General features: G+C 71.9%; 11 protein-coding genes. 4 read left to right on the top strand and 7 right to left on the bottom strand.

Annotation, left to right across the window (positions count from 1 at the left end; translation table 11 throughout):
• Window positions 1–232 precede the first annotated feature (232 nt).
• Window positions 233–2,041, top strand: a complete 1,809-nt coding sequence (locus tag OU416_RS18595; RefSeq protein WP_270928245.1) for a gamma-glutamyltransferase family protein — start codon at window positions 233–235, stop codon at window positions 2,039–2,041.
• A 161-nt stretch (window positions 2,042–2,202) separates the two neighbouring features.
• Here the strand turns inward: OU416_RS18595 and OU416_RS18590 are convergent, their stop codons facing one another.
• From OU416_RS18590 to OU416_RS18580, 3 genes are all read right to left on the bottom strand, one after another.
• Window positions 2,203–3,351 carry a glycerate kinase family protein gene (locus OU416_RS18590; RefSeq protein ID WP_270928244.1) on the bottom strand — a complete coding sequence of 383 codons (1,149 nt, stop codon included), beginning with the start codon at window positions 3,349–3,351 and terminating at the stop codon, window positions 2,203–2,205.
• A 24-nt stretch (window positions 3,352–3,375) separates the two neighbouring features.
• Complete coding sequence (locus tag OU416_RS18585) at window positions 3,376–4,878, bottom strand: SLC13 family permease (RefSeq protein ID WP_270928243.1); 1,503 nt, start codon at window positions 4,876–4,878, stop codon at window positions 3,376–3,378.
• Between the two features lie 181 nt (window positions 4,879–5,059).
• Window positions 5,060–5,956, bottom strand: a complete 897-nt coding sequence (locus OU416_RS18580) for a DMT family transporter (RefSeq protein ID WP_270928242.1) — start codon at window positions 5,954–5,956, stop codon at window positions 5,060–5,062.
• 284 nt (window positions 5,957–6,240) lie between these two features.
• Between OU416_RS18580 and OU416_RS18575 the strand changes: the two genes are divergently transcribed.
• The gene (locus OU416_RS18575) at window positions 6,241–7,356 is read left to right on the top strand and encodes a baeRF11 domain-containing protein (RefSeq protein ID WP_270928241.1); all 1,116 of its coding nucleotides are present in this window, start codon (window positions 6,241–6,243) and stop codon (window positions 7,354–7,356) included.
• A 242-nt stretch (window positions 7,357–7,598) separates the two neighbouring features.
• Here OU416_RS18575 and OU416_RS18570 read toward each other — a convergent pair whose 3' ends face one another.
• The 3 genes from OU416_RS18570 to OU416_RS18560 are packed head-to-tail and all read right to left on the bottom strand — an operon-like array spanning window position 7,599 to window position 9,965.
• Complete coding sequence (locus tag OU416_RS18570) at window positions 7,599–8,261, bottom strand: response regulator transcription factor (RefSeq protein ID WP_270928240.1); 663 nt, start codon at window positions 8,259–8,261, stop codon at window positions 7,599–7,601.
• Complete coding sequence (locus OU416_RS18565) at window positions 8,258–9,739, bottom strand: sensor histidine kinase (protein ID WP_270928239.1); 1,482 nt, start codon at window positions 9,737–9,739, stop codon at window positions 8,258–8,260. The genes OU416_RS18570 and OU416_RS18565 overlap by 4 nt, the downstream gene beginning before the upstream one ends.
• Window positions 9,726–9,965, bottom strand: a complete 240-nt coding sequence (locus OU416_RS18560) for a hypothetical protein (protein ID WP_270928238.1) — start codon at window positions 9,963–9,965, stop codon at window positions 9,726–9,728. Before OU416_RS18560 ends, OU416_RS18565 begins: the two co-directional genes overlap by 14 nt.
• A gap of 97 nt (window positions 9,966–10,062) precedes the next feature.
• Between OU416_RS18560 and OU416_RS18555 the strand changes: the two genes are divergently transcribed.
• Entirely contained in the window at window positions 10,063–10,374 is a 312-nt protein-coding gene (locus OU416_RS18555; protein ID WP_270928237.1) for a hypothetical protein, read from the top strand.
• 234 nt (window positions 10,375–10,608) lie between these two features.
• Window positions 10,609–13,758 carry a glycosyltransferase gene (locus tag OU416_RS18550; RefSeq protein WP_270928262.1) on the top strand — a complete coding sequence of 1,050 codons (3,150 nt, stop codon included), beginning with the start codon at window positions 10,609–10,611 and terminating at the stop codon, window positions 13,756–13,758.
• A gap of 152 nt (window positions 13,759–13,910) precedes the next feature.
• On the opposite strand, the gene OU416_RS18545 is transcribed toward OU416_RS18550, so the two are convergent.
• Window positions 13,911–15,155, bottom strand: coding sequence for a hypothetical protein (locus tag OU416_RS18545; RefSeq protein WP_270928236.1), 1,245 nt, complete (start codon window positions 15,153–15,155; stop codon window positions 13,911–13,913).
• Between the last annotated feature and the right edge of the window lie 101 nt (window positions 15,156–15,256).

Genomic DNA, 15,256 nt, shown 5'->3' with positions numbered 1-15,256 from the left:
CGCGACTACGAACGCCTCCCCGAACACCACGCCACCATCGTCTGCTGGGCCGCCATCATCCACATGACACGCAAACTCGCACGCCTAACACACACCACCCAACAAGATCCCAAACAACCTCTATAGCACCCCAAAGTGCTCACGGGCTCTCACCAGCGGAAACGGAGCCGTTGCCGGAGATTGTTGCTTTGGCTATCGATCAACCGGGTGATGGGACCTTAAGGTAGTTGACGTGTTCACTACTCGCCCGGAACTCGCCGGTACGCACGGGATGGTCGCCTCCACGCACTGGCTCGCCTCCGCCGCGGGCATGGCCGTGCTCGAGGACGACGGCAACGCGTTCGACGCCGCGGTCGCGGCCGGACTCGTGCTGCAGGTCGTGGAGCCGCACCTGAACGGACCGGGCGGGGAGCTGCCCGCGCTGTTCGCCACCGCCGACGACCCGCGGCCGCGCGCCCTGGCCGCCCAGGGCCCGGCACCCGCCGGGGCGACCGTGGCGCACTACCGCGACGAACTCGGCCTGGACCTGGTGCCCGGCACCGGCCTGCTGGCCACGACGGTGCCCGGCGCGTGGGACGGCTGGCTCCTGCTGCTGCGCGATCACGGCACGAAGACGCTGCGCGAGGTGCTGAAGTACGCGATCGGCTACGCGCGCGGCGGCTACCCGATCGTGGAGCGGATCAGCAGCACGATCGACACCGTCCGGGAGATGTTCCGGGAGCACTGGCAGACCTCGGCGAACCTGTGGCTGACCGACGGCGCCGCTCCCGCACCGGGCAGCATCCTCCGGAACCCGGCGCTGGCCGACACCTGGGAGCGGCTGCTGACCGAGGCCGAGGCGGCCGGGGCCGACCGCGAGGCGCAGATCGACGCCGCCCGCCGCGCCTGGTCGCAGGGCTTCGTCGCGGAGGCGGTGGACAAGTTCGCGCGGATCCCGCACCGGGACAACTCCGGCCGGGACCACGCGGGCGTGATCACCGGGCAGGACATGGCCGAGTTCGAGGCGGGCTACGAGACGCCGCTGACGATCGACCTGCCCGGCGGCTGGACGCTGGCGAAGTTCGGCATCTGGTCGCAGGGCCCGGCGCTGGCGCAGCAGTTGCGCCTGCTGGAGGGCTTCGCCGACCGGATCGGCTACGTCGACGGGATCGCCGACGCCGACACCGTGCACCTGTCCGTCGAGGCGGCGAAGCTCGCCTTCGCCGACCGCGAGGCGTGGTACGGCGACTCCGCCGACGCCGGCGTGCTCACCGACCTGGTGTCCCGCGAGTACGCCGCCGAGCGCCGCGAGCTGATCGGCGACCGGGCGTCGATGGACCTGCGCCCCGGCGCGCCGGGCGGCCGGCAGCCGGTGATGTCCGCGCACATCGCGGAGAACCGCGGCGTGGACGGGGCGAAGGACCCGAGCGGCGTCGGCATCGGCGAGCCGACGGTGTCGCCGACCGGTGAGGCCCGCGGCGACACGGTGCACATCGACGTGGTGGACCGCTGGGGGAACATGGTCTCGGCCACCCCGTCCGGCGGTTGGTTGCAGTCCTCGCCCGCCATCCCGGAGCTCGGGTTCTGCCTGGGCAGCAGGGCGCAGATGTTCTGGCTGGACGAGGGATTGCCGAACTCGCTGGCTCCCGGCAAGCGGCCCCGCATCACGCTGAGCCCGTCCCTGGCGCTGCGCGGCGGGGTGCCGACGCTGGCCTTCGGCACGCCGGGCGGCGACCAGCAGGACCAGTGGCAGTTGTGCTTCTGGCTGGCGCACGTCCACGGCGGGCTGAACCTGCAGGAGGCGATCGACTCCCCGGCCTGGCACACCGGCGCCTTCCCGGGATCCTTCTACCCGCGGGCCTGGGAACCGGGCCGAGTGGTCGCGGAATCCCGCCTCGGCGCGGACACCCTGGCGGAGCTCCAGCGCCGCGGCCACGACGTCCTGGACGCGGGCCCCTGGGCCCTCGGCCGCCTCTCGGCGGTCTCCCGCGACCCGGAAACGGGCCTCCTCCGAGCCGCCGCCAACGCCCGCGGCGCCCAGGGCTACGCAGCCGGTCGCTGACGCGTCGCCTGAACGAGGTGAAGGGCACCTTTTAGCAACTAACTTGCCTAAAGGTGCCCTTCACCGGTGGTCGCCACTCGTTCGGGGAGCAGGTGAAGGGCACCTTTCGCCAAGTTACTCGGCGAAAGGTGCCCTTCACGCTTCGACAGCACGCCGGAGGATCAGGCGGCGCGGAGGGTGCGGCCGAGGAGGAGCATGCGGAGGCTGCGGGCCGTGGCGTCGGCGATGAGCTCCGGGGCGCGGTTGATCGCGTCCTCCAGGGCCACCGGGCCGGTCAGGATGCCGGTGATCGCGTCGATGCCGTGGTCGTAGCTGATGTCCGCGCCGGGGCCGATGGTGCCGCACAGGGCGATCACCGGCCGGCTGTGCCGCTTGGCCCGCCGGGCCACCTCGGTCGGGATCTTGCCCAGCGCGGTGGACGCGTCGATCGCGCCTTCAGCGGTGATGACCAGGTCCGCGTCCTCCAGACGCCGGTCCAGGTCGGCGCTCTCGAGGAACACGTCGAACCGGGACTCCAGCTTCGCGCCGAGCACTCCGGCCAGACCCGCGCCCAGGCCGCCCGACGCGCCGCTGCCGGAGAGCTCGGCGTAGCGGACGCCGCTGTGCTTGCGCAGCAGGTCCGCCCAGATCTGCATGGCGGCGGCCAGCTGCTCGACCTGCTCCGGCGAGGCACCCTTCTGCGGTCCGTAGCGGCGGGCGACGCCGTTCGGCCCGCACAGCACGTTCTCCGGGTTCACCGCGACGACGATGTCCACCTCGGACACCCGCGGGTCCAGGCCGCTGACGTCGAGGTGCCGGGCGTGCAGCAGCTCCGCGCCGCCCTCGCCGATCTCCGCGCCACCGGCGTCGAGCACCCGCGCGCCCAGCGCCCGCAGCGCGCCCGCGCCGCCGTCGCAGATGCCGGAATCCCCGCAGCCCACGATGATCTTCTCCACGTCGGCGTCGAGCGCGGCCGAGATCAGCTCGCCGACGCCGCGACTGGTGGTCGCACCGGGATCCCGCTGACCCGGCGGCACCAGTGAAAGCCCTGCGGCGGCGGCCATCTCGACGAACGCGGTGCGCTCGTCGAGCAGCGCGTAGTGCGCCTCCACCGGCGCGCCGACCGGGCCGGTGACGGTGACCGGCACCAGCTCACCGCCGGTGGAGCGGGCGAGCAGGCGCGCCGAACCCTCGCCGCCGTCGATCAGCGGGATGCTGTCGACGATCGCGCCCGGCACCACCCGGCGGATCCCGGTCCGGATTGCGGCGGCGACTCCGTCGGCGGCCAGGCATTCCTTGAAACCGCTCGGGGCGACGGCGAAGCGCAGCATGACAATCTCCTCCACTGTGGATCTTCAGAGCAGCGGCAGGCCGAGCAGCGGCCAGCCGAACAGGGCGAACAGGACGACGAGCGCGGCGAGCGCGGGGCCGAGCAGCACGGCGAGCTTGAGCAGGTCGCGCGGCTGGTAGGTGGGGATGTCCTCGAGCCGGGCGAACATCGCGACCGGCTTGGCCGAGGACGGCAGGGTGTGGCAGAAGCCGGCGGCGGCGGTCGAGGCGAAGGCCATCGCGACCGGGTTGGCGCCGACGGCGAGCGCCGCGGGCACGACCAGCGGGATCAGCACCGAGGACCGCGCGGAGCGCGACTGCACCAGCAGGTGCGCGGCGGTGCTGAGCAGGACGACCGTGATCAGCAGGGTCACCACGTCGTTGCCGGTGAGCACCTTCGACGCGAGCCATCCGGCGGCGCCGGACGAGGTCAGCGCGGTGCCGAGCGCGGCGGTGGCGGCCATGAACAGCAGCAACGACCAGGGGATGTCACCGATGGCCTTGCCGATCCGCACGGTGCCGAAGCGCGGCGAGGTGATCAGCAGCGCCCCGCCCAGCGCGACCAGCGCAGGCGACAGGTCGTGCAGCGATTCGGTGCTCCAGAGCACCACCACGGCGACGAGCATCGTGACCGCCCGGACCTCGGTGCGCTGCATCTGCTCGGGCACGTTCAGCCGCGCGCGCAGTTCAGCGGCGTCGACGCGCAGCTGCTCGCGGCGGTCCGAGTGCTTGGTGAACAGCAGCAGCACCAGCTCGGCGGCCAGGTGCGAGCTGATCGCCGCGAACGGCAGGCCCCACAGCAGCCACTGCGCGAAGCTGATGCCCTCGTCGATCGTCGCGTCCAGGATCTGGCTGGTGATCAGGTGCGCGCCCGCGCCGACCAGCGTCGCGATCGCCGACAGCAGCACCACGGTCGGGAACAGCAGGGCCAGCGCCCGCACCAGGCGCGGTCGGGCGGCGAACACCCCGGCCAGCGCGCTGTAGATGGGCAGCACCAGCGCGGCGCGACCGCTGGTGCTCGGGATCAGCAGCGCGGTGACCAGCAGGCCGAGGGTGATCAGGTGGAACAGGCCGCGGGCCGACCGGGCCCTGCCGACCAGCGCGACGGCCAGCCGGGCGGGCAGCCCGGTCCGGTTGATCCCGGCGGCCAGCACGAACGCCGCCACCAGCAGCCAGATCTGGTCGTCGCCGAGCGTCTCGAACAGCTCCTCGGCGTCCAGCGCGCCCAGCACGACGAGCGCGGCGGCCGCGGCGAGCGCGACGAAGGTGTCGTCGAGCCGGTTGCTCATCCAGCCGATGACCGCGGCGGTGAACACCAGGAGCGTGATCAGCCCGGACTGGCTCAGCTCATCGGGGCCGGTGGTCTCCGGTGCGGTGAAGACGGCCGCCACCGCGAACAGCAGGACGGCGCCCGCGGTGATCGCGACGGCCCAGCCGCGCTCGCGGTGCGGTTCGGACACGTTGCGGACGGTGCGCGCCGGAGTGGCGTAGTCGGTGCGCACCCGTTCGGTGTCGTGGTCGCCGTTCATGGTGTCCACGATCGGACGCCCCGCTGAGATGTGCGTGAACGGTTCATGAGGGGGCGTTCATGTTCCCCTCGACGGTTGTCCACACCCCTGTGGACAACTTTGTCCACAGGGGTGTGACCAGCGAGAACTCCCCTCCGTGGGGCTGCTGTGGCGCAAAGTTATCCACAGCTGTGCACAACCGCTACCGACGGGTGCTGACCAGCACCAATCCGGCTCCGATCAGCACCGTCCCGCACCACGCGCCCGCACCCAACCGCTCACCGACGACGAGCACGCCGAGGATCGCGGCGACCACCGGTTCCAGCAGGCTCAGCGTCGTCGCCGCGCTGGTGGAGGTGCGGCGCAGCCCGGCGCCGAACAGCAGGTAGGCCAGCCCCATCGGAATCACCGCCAGGTAGCCGGCGACCACCAGCCCGGACGGCGAGGACAGCAGCGGCCCGCCGGTGAACGCGAGCACCGGGAGCAGGATCACCGCACCGGCGCCGAACATCGCGCCCATCACCGCGCGGGACCCGTGGCCCCGGCGCATCATCCGCGACGCCGACCACGAGTACACGACGTACCCGGCGCCGCCGAGCAGGCCGAGCAGCACTCCGAGCAGGGTGCTCGCGCCGGCGCCGGCCCAGCCGCCACCGGTGATCAGCAGCAGGCCGAGCACCGCCAGCGCGGCCGACACCGCCCACCGGCCGTCCAGCCGGACGCCGTCGGCGACCCGCTCCAGGATCGCGGCGAACACCGGCGCCGACCCGAGCGTGACGACGGTGCCGATCGCGACCCCGGCCAGCGCCATCGACGAGTAGAACGCCAGCGGGTAGACGGCCACCGCCAGCGCGCCCACCACGAGCAGGCCCAGCCCGCCGGAGCGCAGCACTTCGAAGGCGGAACGGCCCGCGATCGCGAGCAGCAGCAGGCCCCCGACGCCCATCGTGGCGGCGCCGATCGACAGCGGGCTGGAACCGGCCGGGGCGAAGCTGGCCGCGGTGCCGGTGGTGCCCCACAGCGCGGACGCCAGCAGGACGAGGAGCGGGCCGGAGCGGAACGAAGCGCGCGCGGGCGCTTCGAGGAGTTGGTTCGACAAGGTGAACTCTTCCGTTCGAGGAGCGATGGAGACGCGTCGAACGGGGGCGCGTGCGCGCAGCGGGTTTCCCGGTGCCGGTTTCAGGCAAGACCGACGGAGGACTGCACAGCAGGGTGAGCGACGGCCGGTTCAGCCGTCGAGAGCGCCGCCCGTCAGCGGGCGGGCGGCGGAGTGACGCGACGCCAGTACGAGTTCACGAGGGACACCCTAACGGGCTACCAGGGCGTTGGGAACGTGCTCCGCACCGCACCGCCGCCGCCCTGGACGTTCCGCGGAGGTCTGCGATGGCGATCCTGCACACCGACATCCCGACGCGTTCCCAGGTCGATGCGCTGCTGACCGCGCGCAACCCGCACAGCGCGTCCCTGTACCTGCCGACCGATCCGGCCTCCACCGGGGAGGCCGAACGGGTCGAGCTGAAGAACCTGACCGGCGAGGTGCTGGAGCAGCTCCGCGCGGCGGGCGCCGACAAGGACGAGGTCGGCGAACTGGCCGACCAGCTCGCCGACCTCGGCGACGACGAGGCCTTCTTCCGCTACCAGGCGCGCAGCCTCGCGGTGTTCGCCACGCCGAAGTCGATCACCACGTTCCGGCTGCCCACCCACCTGCGCGCCGCGGTCGAGGTCTCCGACCGGTTCCACCTCAAGCCGCTGCTGCGCTCGATCACCTTCCCGAACACCGCGCTGGTGCTGGCGCTGGCGCAGAACTCGGTGCGCCTGCTGGAAGTGCTGCCCGAGCTGGACCCGGTGGCCATCGAGGTCTCCGGGATGCCGACCGACATCGACAGCGCGGTGGGCCGGGCGTTCCCGGCCGACCGCTCGCCGATCCGCAGGCTGCAGGCCGACGAGGGCAAGAAGGTGCGCATCCGCCAGTTCGCCCGGCAGGTCGACCGCGCGCTGCGCCCGGTCCTGCGCGGCGACGTGCCGCTGATCCTGGCCGCCACCGAACCGCTGCAGAGCATCTTCCGCTCGGTGAGCGGTGCTCCCGAGCTGGCGCCGGTGGGGCTGACCGGCAACCCGGAGGAGAGCACCGACCGCGAGCTGGCCTCGGCGGCCCGCAGCGTCCTGGACGACCTGCACGCCGACCGGCTGCGCGACCTGCACCGGCTGTTCGACCTGCGCACCGGGCAGGGCCGGGCGGTCAGAGGCATCGCCGACGTGGCCCGCTACGCGACGATGGGCGCGGTGGACACGGTGTTCGTCGACATCGACAACGCGACGACGGGCGTCATCGACGAGGCCGGGGCGGTGGACTTCGAACCGGCCGGCGCGTCCACCTACGGCCTGCAGGACGAGATCGCCCGCCGGGTCTGGCTCACCGGCGGCCACGTCCTGGCGGTCCGCCGCGACGACATCCCGGCGGGCGCGGACATCGCCGCGATCCTCCGCTACGCCCCCTGAGCGGGCCCTGGTCAATTTCGTACGAAATTGACGTTCACCCCGGTGCCGCAGGGGTTCGGCGAAGCCCGGCCGGGCCGGTGCGGGGCGTCAGTTTTGCCGGAAACTGCCACCCCGCTGCGCCCGGAATGCCCGATAAGTTTCCGGCAAAACTGACGCACGACCCCACCCAGGACGCCTTTGCCCTGCCCGGGCGGTGGTCAATTTCGTACGAAATTGACCACCGCCCCGGACGGCGGAGCTCGTCAGACGCCGAGGCGGTAGCCCATGCCGCGGACCGTGGTGATGCGCTCCGCGCCGATCTTGCGGCGCAGCGCCCGCACGTAGACGTCGACCACGTTGGAGCCCGGGTCGAAGTCGTAGCCCCACACGTGGGACAGGATCTGCTCGCGGCTGAGCACCTGGCCCGAGTGCCGCAGGAACAGCTCCAGCATCGCGAACTCCCGCGCCGTCAGGTCCACCGTGCCGTTCGGGACCTGGGCGCGGCGGGTGCGCAGGTCCAGCGACAGCTCGCCGTCGCGCAGCACCGTCACCTCCGGCACCCGGTCCACCGGCCGCAGCCGCAGCCGCACCCGGGCGAGCAGCTCCTCGAACCGGAACGGCTTGGTCATGTAGTCGTCCGCGCCGCCCTCCAGCCCGGCCACCGTGTCGTGCACGCCGTCCCGGGCGGTCAGGATGATCACCGGCACCGTCATGTGCTGGGCGCGCACCGCCCGCAGCACCGAGAAGCCGTCCTTGCCCGGCAGCCCCAGGTCCAGCACCACCAGGTCGAAGTCGCCGGTGAGCAGGTAGTCCTGGGCGGTGTCGCCGTCGCCGACGACGGTGGTGGTGAACCCGTTGGCGCGCAGCCCCTTCTCGATGAACGCCGCGATGCGGGTCTCGTCCTCCGCGATAAGGATCTTGCTCATGGAGTGGGCTCCTCGGTGGGGATGTGCGGGGGGATGGCGGGCAGTTCGAGGCGGAAGGTCGCGCCGCGGCCCGGTTCCGACAGCACGCGCACCCGGCCGTAGTGGGCGTCCGCGATGGCCTTGACGATCGCCAGGCCGAGCCCGGCACCGCCCTTGCCCTTGCCGCTGCCGTGGGTGAACCGGTCGAAGATCTTCTCCACCTCGGCCGGGTCGACGCCGGGCCCGCGGTCGGCCACCCACAGCGAGACGGTGCCGTCGACCAGCGACGAACCGACGCGGATCTCCGAACCGGGCTCGGTGTGCTGCACCGCGTTCTGCGCGAGCTGCACCATCGCCTGGGTGACCCGCTGCTCGTCGACCACCACGTCGCCCTCACCGATGTCGGCGAGCACCCAGCGGCGGTCGGCCAGCGACCGCACCTTCGCCTCGATGTCGCTGGTCAGCTCGGCCAACGGCACCGGGGCGGGGGTGACGAAGTCGGGCCGGTCGGCCTTGGCCAGCATCAGCAGGTCGTTGACGATGCGGGTCATCCGGTCCAGCTCGTCGGTGCACAGCCGCACCACCTCTTCCCGGTCGGCGGGGTCGTAGCCGAGCAGTTCGAGGTTGCCGCGCACGATCGTGATCGGGGTGCGCAGCTCGTGGCCCGCGTCGTCGACGAACTGGCGCTGGATGCGGAAGGCGTCCTCCAGCCGGTCGAGCATCGCGTTGAACTGGTCGGCCAGCGCCGCGATGTCGTCCCGGCCCTCGACCGGGATTCGCCTGGTCAGGTCGTGCTCGGTGATCTCGGCGGCGGCCTGCCGCACGGCCCGCACCGGTGCCAGGATCAGCCCGGCGACCACCCACGACGACAGCGCCGCGATCGCCACGCCGATCCCGCTGACCAGCAGCAGGGTCTGCACGGTCCGGTCGGCCTCGGCCATCGCCCGGTCGGTGTAGCGCTGGACGATGAACCACGACGGTTCGCTGTTCGCGGCCTCGGCCCGCACCTTCACCCAGCTCATCCGGCCCAGCGGCGTTTCCTCCACGCCCCAGGTGCTGGGCTGGTCCACGATCCGCTGCACCATCGCCGGGTCCTCGGCGAAGCGCTCGATCTGGTCGTTCTGCTCCTGGGCGAGCGTGTGCAGACCGGTGGGCGTCCGCCACACGCCGATCAGCGCCTCGTCGGGATCCGGGTACTGGCGGCGCAGGTAGGAGTCGAACAGCGCGTCGGGGGCGCTGATCAGCTGGCCGGTGTTCGGATCGCGGCCGGTGGCGGCGAACGTGGAGAACTCGTGCGCCTCCTGCTCCTGCGATTCCGTGATCTGGGTGTTGACGTCGTTGTGCAGGAACGAGCGGACGATCAGCACCACCGCCAGCAGCACCACGACCAGCACCAGCAGCATCCAGCCCATGATCTGCGCGCGCGCCGGGATCCGCGTGCCGCGGCGGGTGGGGAGCTTGGGGAACGACCGGGTCGGCGCGGGCTCAGTCGTCGTCATCGTCGTCGTCATCGTCGTCGCTGCCCGGCGCGGGCGGCGGGATCTCCGTGGTGGGTGCGGGCGGTGCGCTGGTGGTGGGGTCGGGCCCGGGCGAGCTGCCGATCTGCACGGTGGCGGGTACTTGCGGAGTGCGCGGTCCGTCGGTGAGCGCGAAGCTCACCAGCACCGCGGCGATGGGCAACGCCAACGCCGCGAGCAGCAGAACCGCCTTGGGAACCGACCTCATGCGTCCACTCTGACCTTCATTTCCGCGACCCGGCATGAAAGCCGGATGAGAGGTTTTTCATCTGAGCCCGTCGGTACCGCCGCGTACGGTCCGGTTCGTGATCCCAGGACAGACGTGGCGGCTGCTCCGCGGCGAAGAGCTGATCGGCGAGATCGAGGTCACCGAGGCGGACTTCCCGTGGCTGTCCGGACCGTTCCGGCCACAACCGGCGTTCGCCGAGTTCGCGCCTCTGTTCGCCGCCGAGCTCGAACTCTGCGAGTCCGACGACGACTGGGAGGCGTGGGCGCAGATCTACGACCGCATCAACGAGGCCCTGACCCTGGTCTCCCCGCACGGCCCGGTGGTGGAGTTCCTCCTCCACGTCCAGGACGGCGAAGCCTGGTTCCGCTGGATCGGCGAACCCCGCTGACCCCGTCACCCGGGGCGGTGTCGATTTCGTGCGAAATCGACACCCTCCGCCCCCGGAGCGCGACGTCGTGCAACGGGTTCGGACGTATCGGCACGGGGGCGAGATCCGGGCGATAACCTGCGGTACGTGGCGAGGGACCCGAAGGACGAGCGGCTGATCGAGTGGACCGGCGAGCGGTGCGTGCCGTGGACCGATGACGTCCAAGTCATCTACGAGCACTACCACCGCTACGCGATGGCCGCCCGGTTCGTGCGCGGCAAGCGGGTGCTCGACCTCGCCTGCGGCGAGGGCTACGGCGCCGCGCTGCTGGCCGCCGAAGGCGCCGAGGTGGTGGGCGTGGACATCGACGCCGACACCGTCGAGCACGCGCAGCGCAAGTACGGCAGCCGCGACGTCACCTTCCAGCTCGGCTCGATCACCGACTCCGACCTGCTCGCCGACGCCAAGCCCTTCGACGTGATCGTCTGCTTCGAGGCCATAGAGCACGTCGAGGACCACGACGCCGTGCTGGCGCTGGTCAAGTCGCGCCTGGCGCAGGGCGGGCTGTTCTTCAGCAGCACCCCGGACACGGCGGTCTACTCGCACGAGCACGGCAACGACAACCCGTACCACGTCAAGGAACTCACCGCCGACCAGTACGAATCGCTGCTGGAGGGCGCGTTCCGGCACGTGGCGGTGCTCAAGCAGAACGTGACGGTCGGCTCGCTGCTCACCCCCGCCGACCCCGGCGATCTGGACACCGCGGTCGAAGGCGTCCGGCTCCAGACCATCAACCCCGGCGAGGACGGCTGGACCGTCCAGCAGGGCGTGCCGCACACCTACCTGCTCGGCATCGCCTCCGACAAGCACCTGCCGAAGCTGCCCGCCGCGGCCCTGCTCACCGACGCACAGCTCACCCTCGCCCGCCGCAGCGGAGACGTCGCACCGATCATCGAGCAGCGCGACGCCGCGGTCGCCGACGTCGCCAAGCTCAACGACCTCTACCAGCGCAGCCGCGGCGAGGCCGACGAGCTCAAGAGCGTGATAGGGCGGCTCGAAGAGCTGCGCAAGAGCGAGGAGCAGCGCGCCGACCAGGGAGTTCACGAGCAGGCGAAGCTGCGAGCGGAGCTCGACCGCCTCGGCGGCGAGCTGCGCGAGCGCCACGAGAGCGCGGAGCGCGACGCGGCGCGCATCGAGTGGCTGCGCGACACCGTCGCGCGGCTCGAAGGACGCGTAGCGGACGCCGAGCGGCAGGCGGCGGAGCTCGGCGAGGCGAACGCCGAGCTGGCGGCGCAGAACTCCGCGCTGGTGCAGCGCGCGGTGACGAAGTACCGCAAGGTCGTGGAGCGGGTGGCGCCGCGCGGGACCGCGCGCCGCGACGCCTACGAGATCGTCCTCGGCCGCAAGCCGGGCGTCGTGCAGGCCGAGGCGGTCGTCGAGACCGGCCCGCTGCCGGTGCCGCGCAGCGACCAGCCGCTGGTCAGCGTGATCGTGCCGGTCCACGGCAAGTGGCCGTACACCCGCCAGTGCCTGCGGTTCCTCGGCGGGCACGTGGTCTCGGTGCCGTTCGAGGTGATCGTCGTCGACGACGCCTCACCGGACGACAGCGCCGAGAAGCTCGCCGCCTGCGAAGGCGTGCGGCTGGTGCGCGCCGAGCACAACCTCGGGTTCATCGGCGCCTGCAACCTCGGTGCCGAGCACGCCCGCGGCGAGTACCTGTTCTTCCTGAACAACGACGCCGAGGTCACCGAGTCCTGGCTCGACGTCCTGATGGACACGATCCGCTCCGACGACCGCATCGGGCTGGTCGGCGCCAAGCTGGTCTACCCGGACGGCAGGCTGCAGGAGGCCGGCGGCATCGTGTGGGCCGACGGCAACGGCTGGAACTACGGCCGCAACACCGACCCCGGTGGCGCCGAGTTCAACGTGGTCCGCGACGTCGACTACTGCTCCGGGGCCGCGATCCTGGTCCGCAACGACGTGTTCCAGCAGGTCGGCGGCTTCGACTCCCGCTTCGCGCCCGCCTACTACGAGGACACCGACCTGGCGTTCGCGGTGCGCGCGGCCGGCTACCGGACCGTGGTGCAGCCGAAGGCCGTCGTGGTGCACCACGAGGGCGTGTCCAACGGCACCGACATCAGCACCGGGGTGAAGAAGCACCAGGAGATCAACCGCAAGGCCTTCGTGGCGAAGTGGGCCGACACGCTCGCCGCCGAGCACCTGCCGGAAGCCTCGCCGCGCAACCTCTGGCTGGCCCGCCACCGCGGCACCCGCGGCCACCACGGGCCGATCGTGCTGGTCAAGGACCACCAGGTGCCGCGCCCGGACTTCGACTCCGGTTCGGTGCGGATCCGCCGCGTGCTGGAGCAGTTCGTCGAGCTCGGCTGCCGGGTGGTGTTCTTCCCGGCCAACCACGCGCACCTGGAGCCCTACACCACGGAGCTGCAGCAGCTCGGCGTCACCGTCCTGCCCGCGCCGGAGCTGCAGCAGGCGTTCCTGCACGAGGCCGGTTCGGAGATCTCGCTGGCGCTGCTGTCGCGCCCGCAGGTCGCCTGGAGCCTGGTGGAGGAGCTGCGCACCTGCGCGCCGCAGGCGGTGATCGCCTACGACACCGTCGACGTGCACTTCCTCCGGCTGGAGCGGCAGGCCGAGGTCGCCGAGCGGCAGGGCGACGTGGACAAGGCCGAGGCCCTGCGCCGCAAGGCCTTCGCGTCCCGGCAGATGGAGCTCGGCCTGGCCAGGGCGTGCGACGTCACGCTGGTGGTCTCGGAAGCGGAGCGGGAGCTGCTGGGCGAGCTCGTCCCCGAAGCCGACGTCCGCGTGCTGTCCAACGTCCACGAGGTGGACTGGAGCCCGGCGCAGCCCGCCGGCCGCCAGGACGTGGTGTTCGTGGGCAGCTTCGACCACCCGCCGAACGTCGACGCGGCGCGCTGGGCGGCCCGCGAGATCATGCCACTGGTGCGCGAGGAGTGCCCGGACGCGGTGCTGCACGTGATCGGCAGCAACCCGACCGACGAGGTCCGCGCGCTGGCCGGGCCCGGTGTCGAGGTGCACGGCTGGGTCGCCGAGCTGGAGCCGCACTACGCGCGCAGCCGCGTGACCCTGGCACCGCTGCGGTTCGGCGCGGGCGTCAAGGGCAAGGTCGGCGAGAGCCTCAGCCTCGGGGTGCCGGTGGTCGGCACGACGGTGGCGGTCGAGGGCATGCACCTGGAGCACGGCAAGGAGGTGCTCGTCGCCGACGACGCGCCGGGCCTGGCCGCTGAGGTGATCCGGCTGCTCAGCGACGACGAGACCTGGCAGCGACTGGCGGAGGCGGGCAAGTCCGGCATCGCCGCCCAGTTCGGCCCGGACGTCTCCCGAGCCACCCTGCGAGAGCTCCTCAAGACCACCGACCACGAGGCCTGACAGAAGCGAAGCGGCCCGTCCCCTCGAACCGAGGAGGACGGGCCGCTTCGCTTCATTGCTCTGCTGGTGGCGGTGCGAGCTGCGTGCGTACTCGAAGCGGCTGACGCCGCTTGCACAGGCGCGGACGGCTACGCCGACAGGCTCTTCGAACGTCAGTCGCGGACGGTCGGCGGGGTCTTGGCGAGCTGCTGGGAGAGCACGTCCTTGAAGGTCTGCTCGGCCTGCTCACCGCTGGAGTCGATGATGACCACCCAGCCGTGCGCCACGTAGGCGGTGCGGAAGGTGCTGCCGGTGGAGACGACCTCGACGCCCTTGTACGACAGGTCCTCCTCGACGGCCAGGCCCTGCTGCGCGTCGAGGTACTTCTGCACCACGGTGCTGGCCGCGTCCGGGCTCGGCATGCGCAGCGCGAGCAGCGTGACCTGCGGCGGGCCGTCGGTCTTGGTGAACCAGCCGTCGGTCAGGCCGTTCTGGATCGCGGTGTCCAGCACCGCCTGCGGCTGCAGCACACCGGACTTGGCCCCCTGCAGCGCGGGCAGGTCCAGCGGACCGTTCCACGGGTGCGCCGGGCCGGCCACGCCGACCAACACGTCCTGCGGGTTGGCCGGCGGGTTCGGGTTGGCCGCGGGCGGCTCGGGCAGCTCCTTGGTCGTCGGCGGCGCCGGCGTCTGCACCGTCGGGTCGGCGACCGGCGGCGTGCTGCTGCCACCGCTGGTGAGGTAGAAGATCAGCGCGACGATCAGGCCGACCACCAGCACCCCGCCGATGGACAGGCCGGCGATGAGCTTGCCCTTGCCGGACTTGCCCGCGCTGTCGAAGACCTCGGGGCCCTGCCGCATCCAGGCCGCGTCACCGTGCTCCGGCTGCCCGCCGGGCAGGTCGTCGCCCCACGGGGTGCCGGTGCTCTCCACCGCGCCCCAGCCCTGCTGCGGGCCCCACTGCGGCTGCTGCGGTTGCGGCTGCTGCGCGGGCCACTGCTGTTGCTGCTGGTTGAGGTTGACGACCTGGGTGCTCTCGGAGTCGCTCTGCGGCGGCGGCTGCGGAGCGTTCGCGATCGGGTTCGGCACGACCTGCGTGGCGTCGCCCGAGACCTGCTGCGGCTGGGCCTGCTGCTGCGGCTGCGCCCCCTGCGCAGCCGCGTCTCCCCAGCTGAAGGCCGGCGGGAACGGGTTGCCCTGCTGCTGCGGAGTCCCTCCGGCCGGCGTACCGGGCTGCTGCGGAAGACCGCCCGACGGAGTGCCGGGCTGCTGCTGCGGGAATCCGCCGGAAGCAGGTCCGTTCTGCCCCCCTTGAGCGCGACCGAGCACGGCGTCCCGCCGCTGGCGGTACTCCTCGGCGGAAATCCGACCCGCCGCGAGTTCGGCGTCGAGATTCTGCAACTCGTCTTGCCAGGTCACCGATGCGCCCTTTCCGGATTGAACAGCGAACGCCCCCACATGCGATCGATCGCCATTCTGGCACCCGGTCGGTGGGCTGCGGGGCACCGGCCGGATAACGA

Origin of the sequence: Saccharopolyspora indica, assembly GCF_027853965.1 — a bacterium.
Lineage (GTDB): Bacteria > Actinomycetota > Actinomycetes > Mycobacteriales > Pseudonocardiaceae > Saccharopolyspora > Saccharopolyspora indica.
The sequence above is the reverse complement of the archived record's forward strand: the minus strand, read 5'-3'. Positions and strand labels throughout refer to the sequence as shown.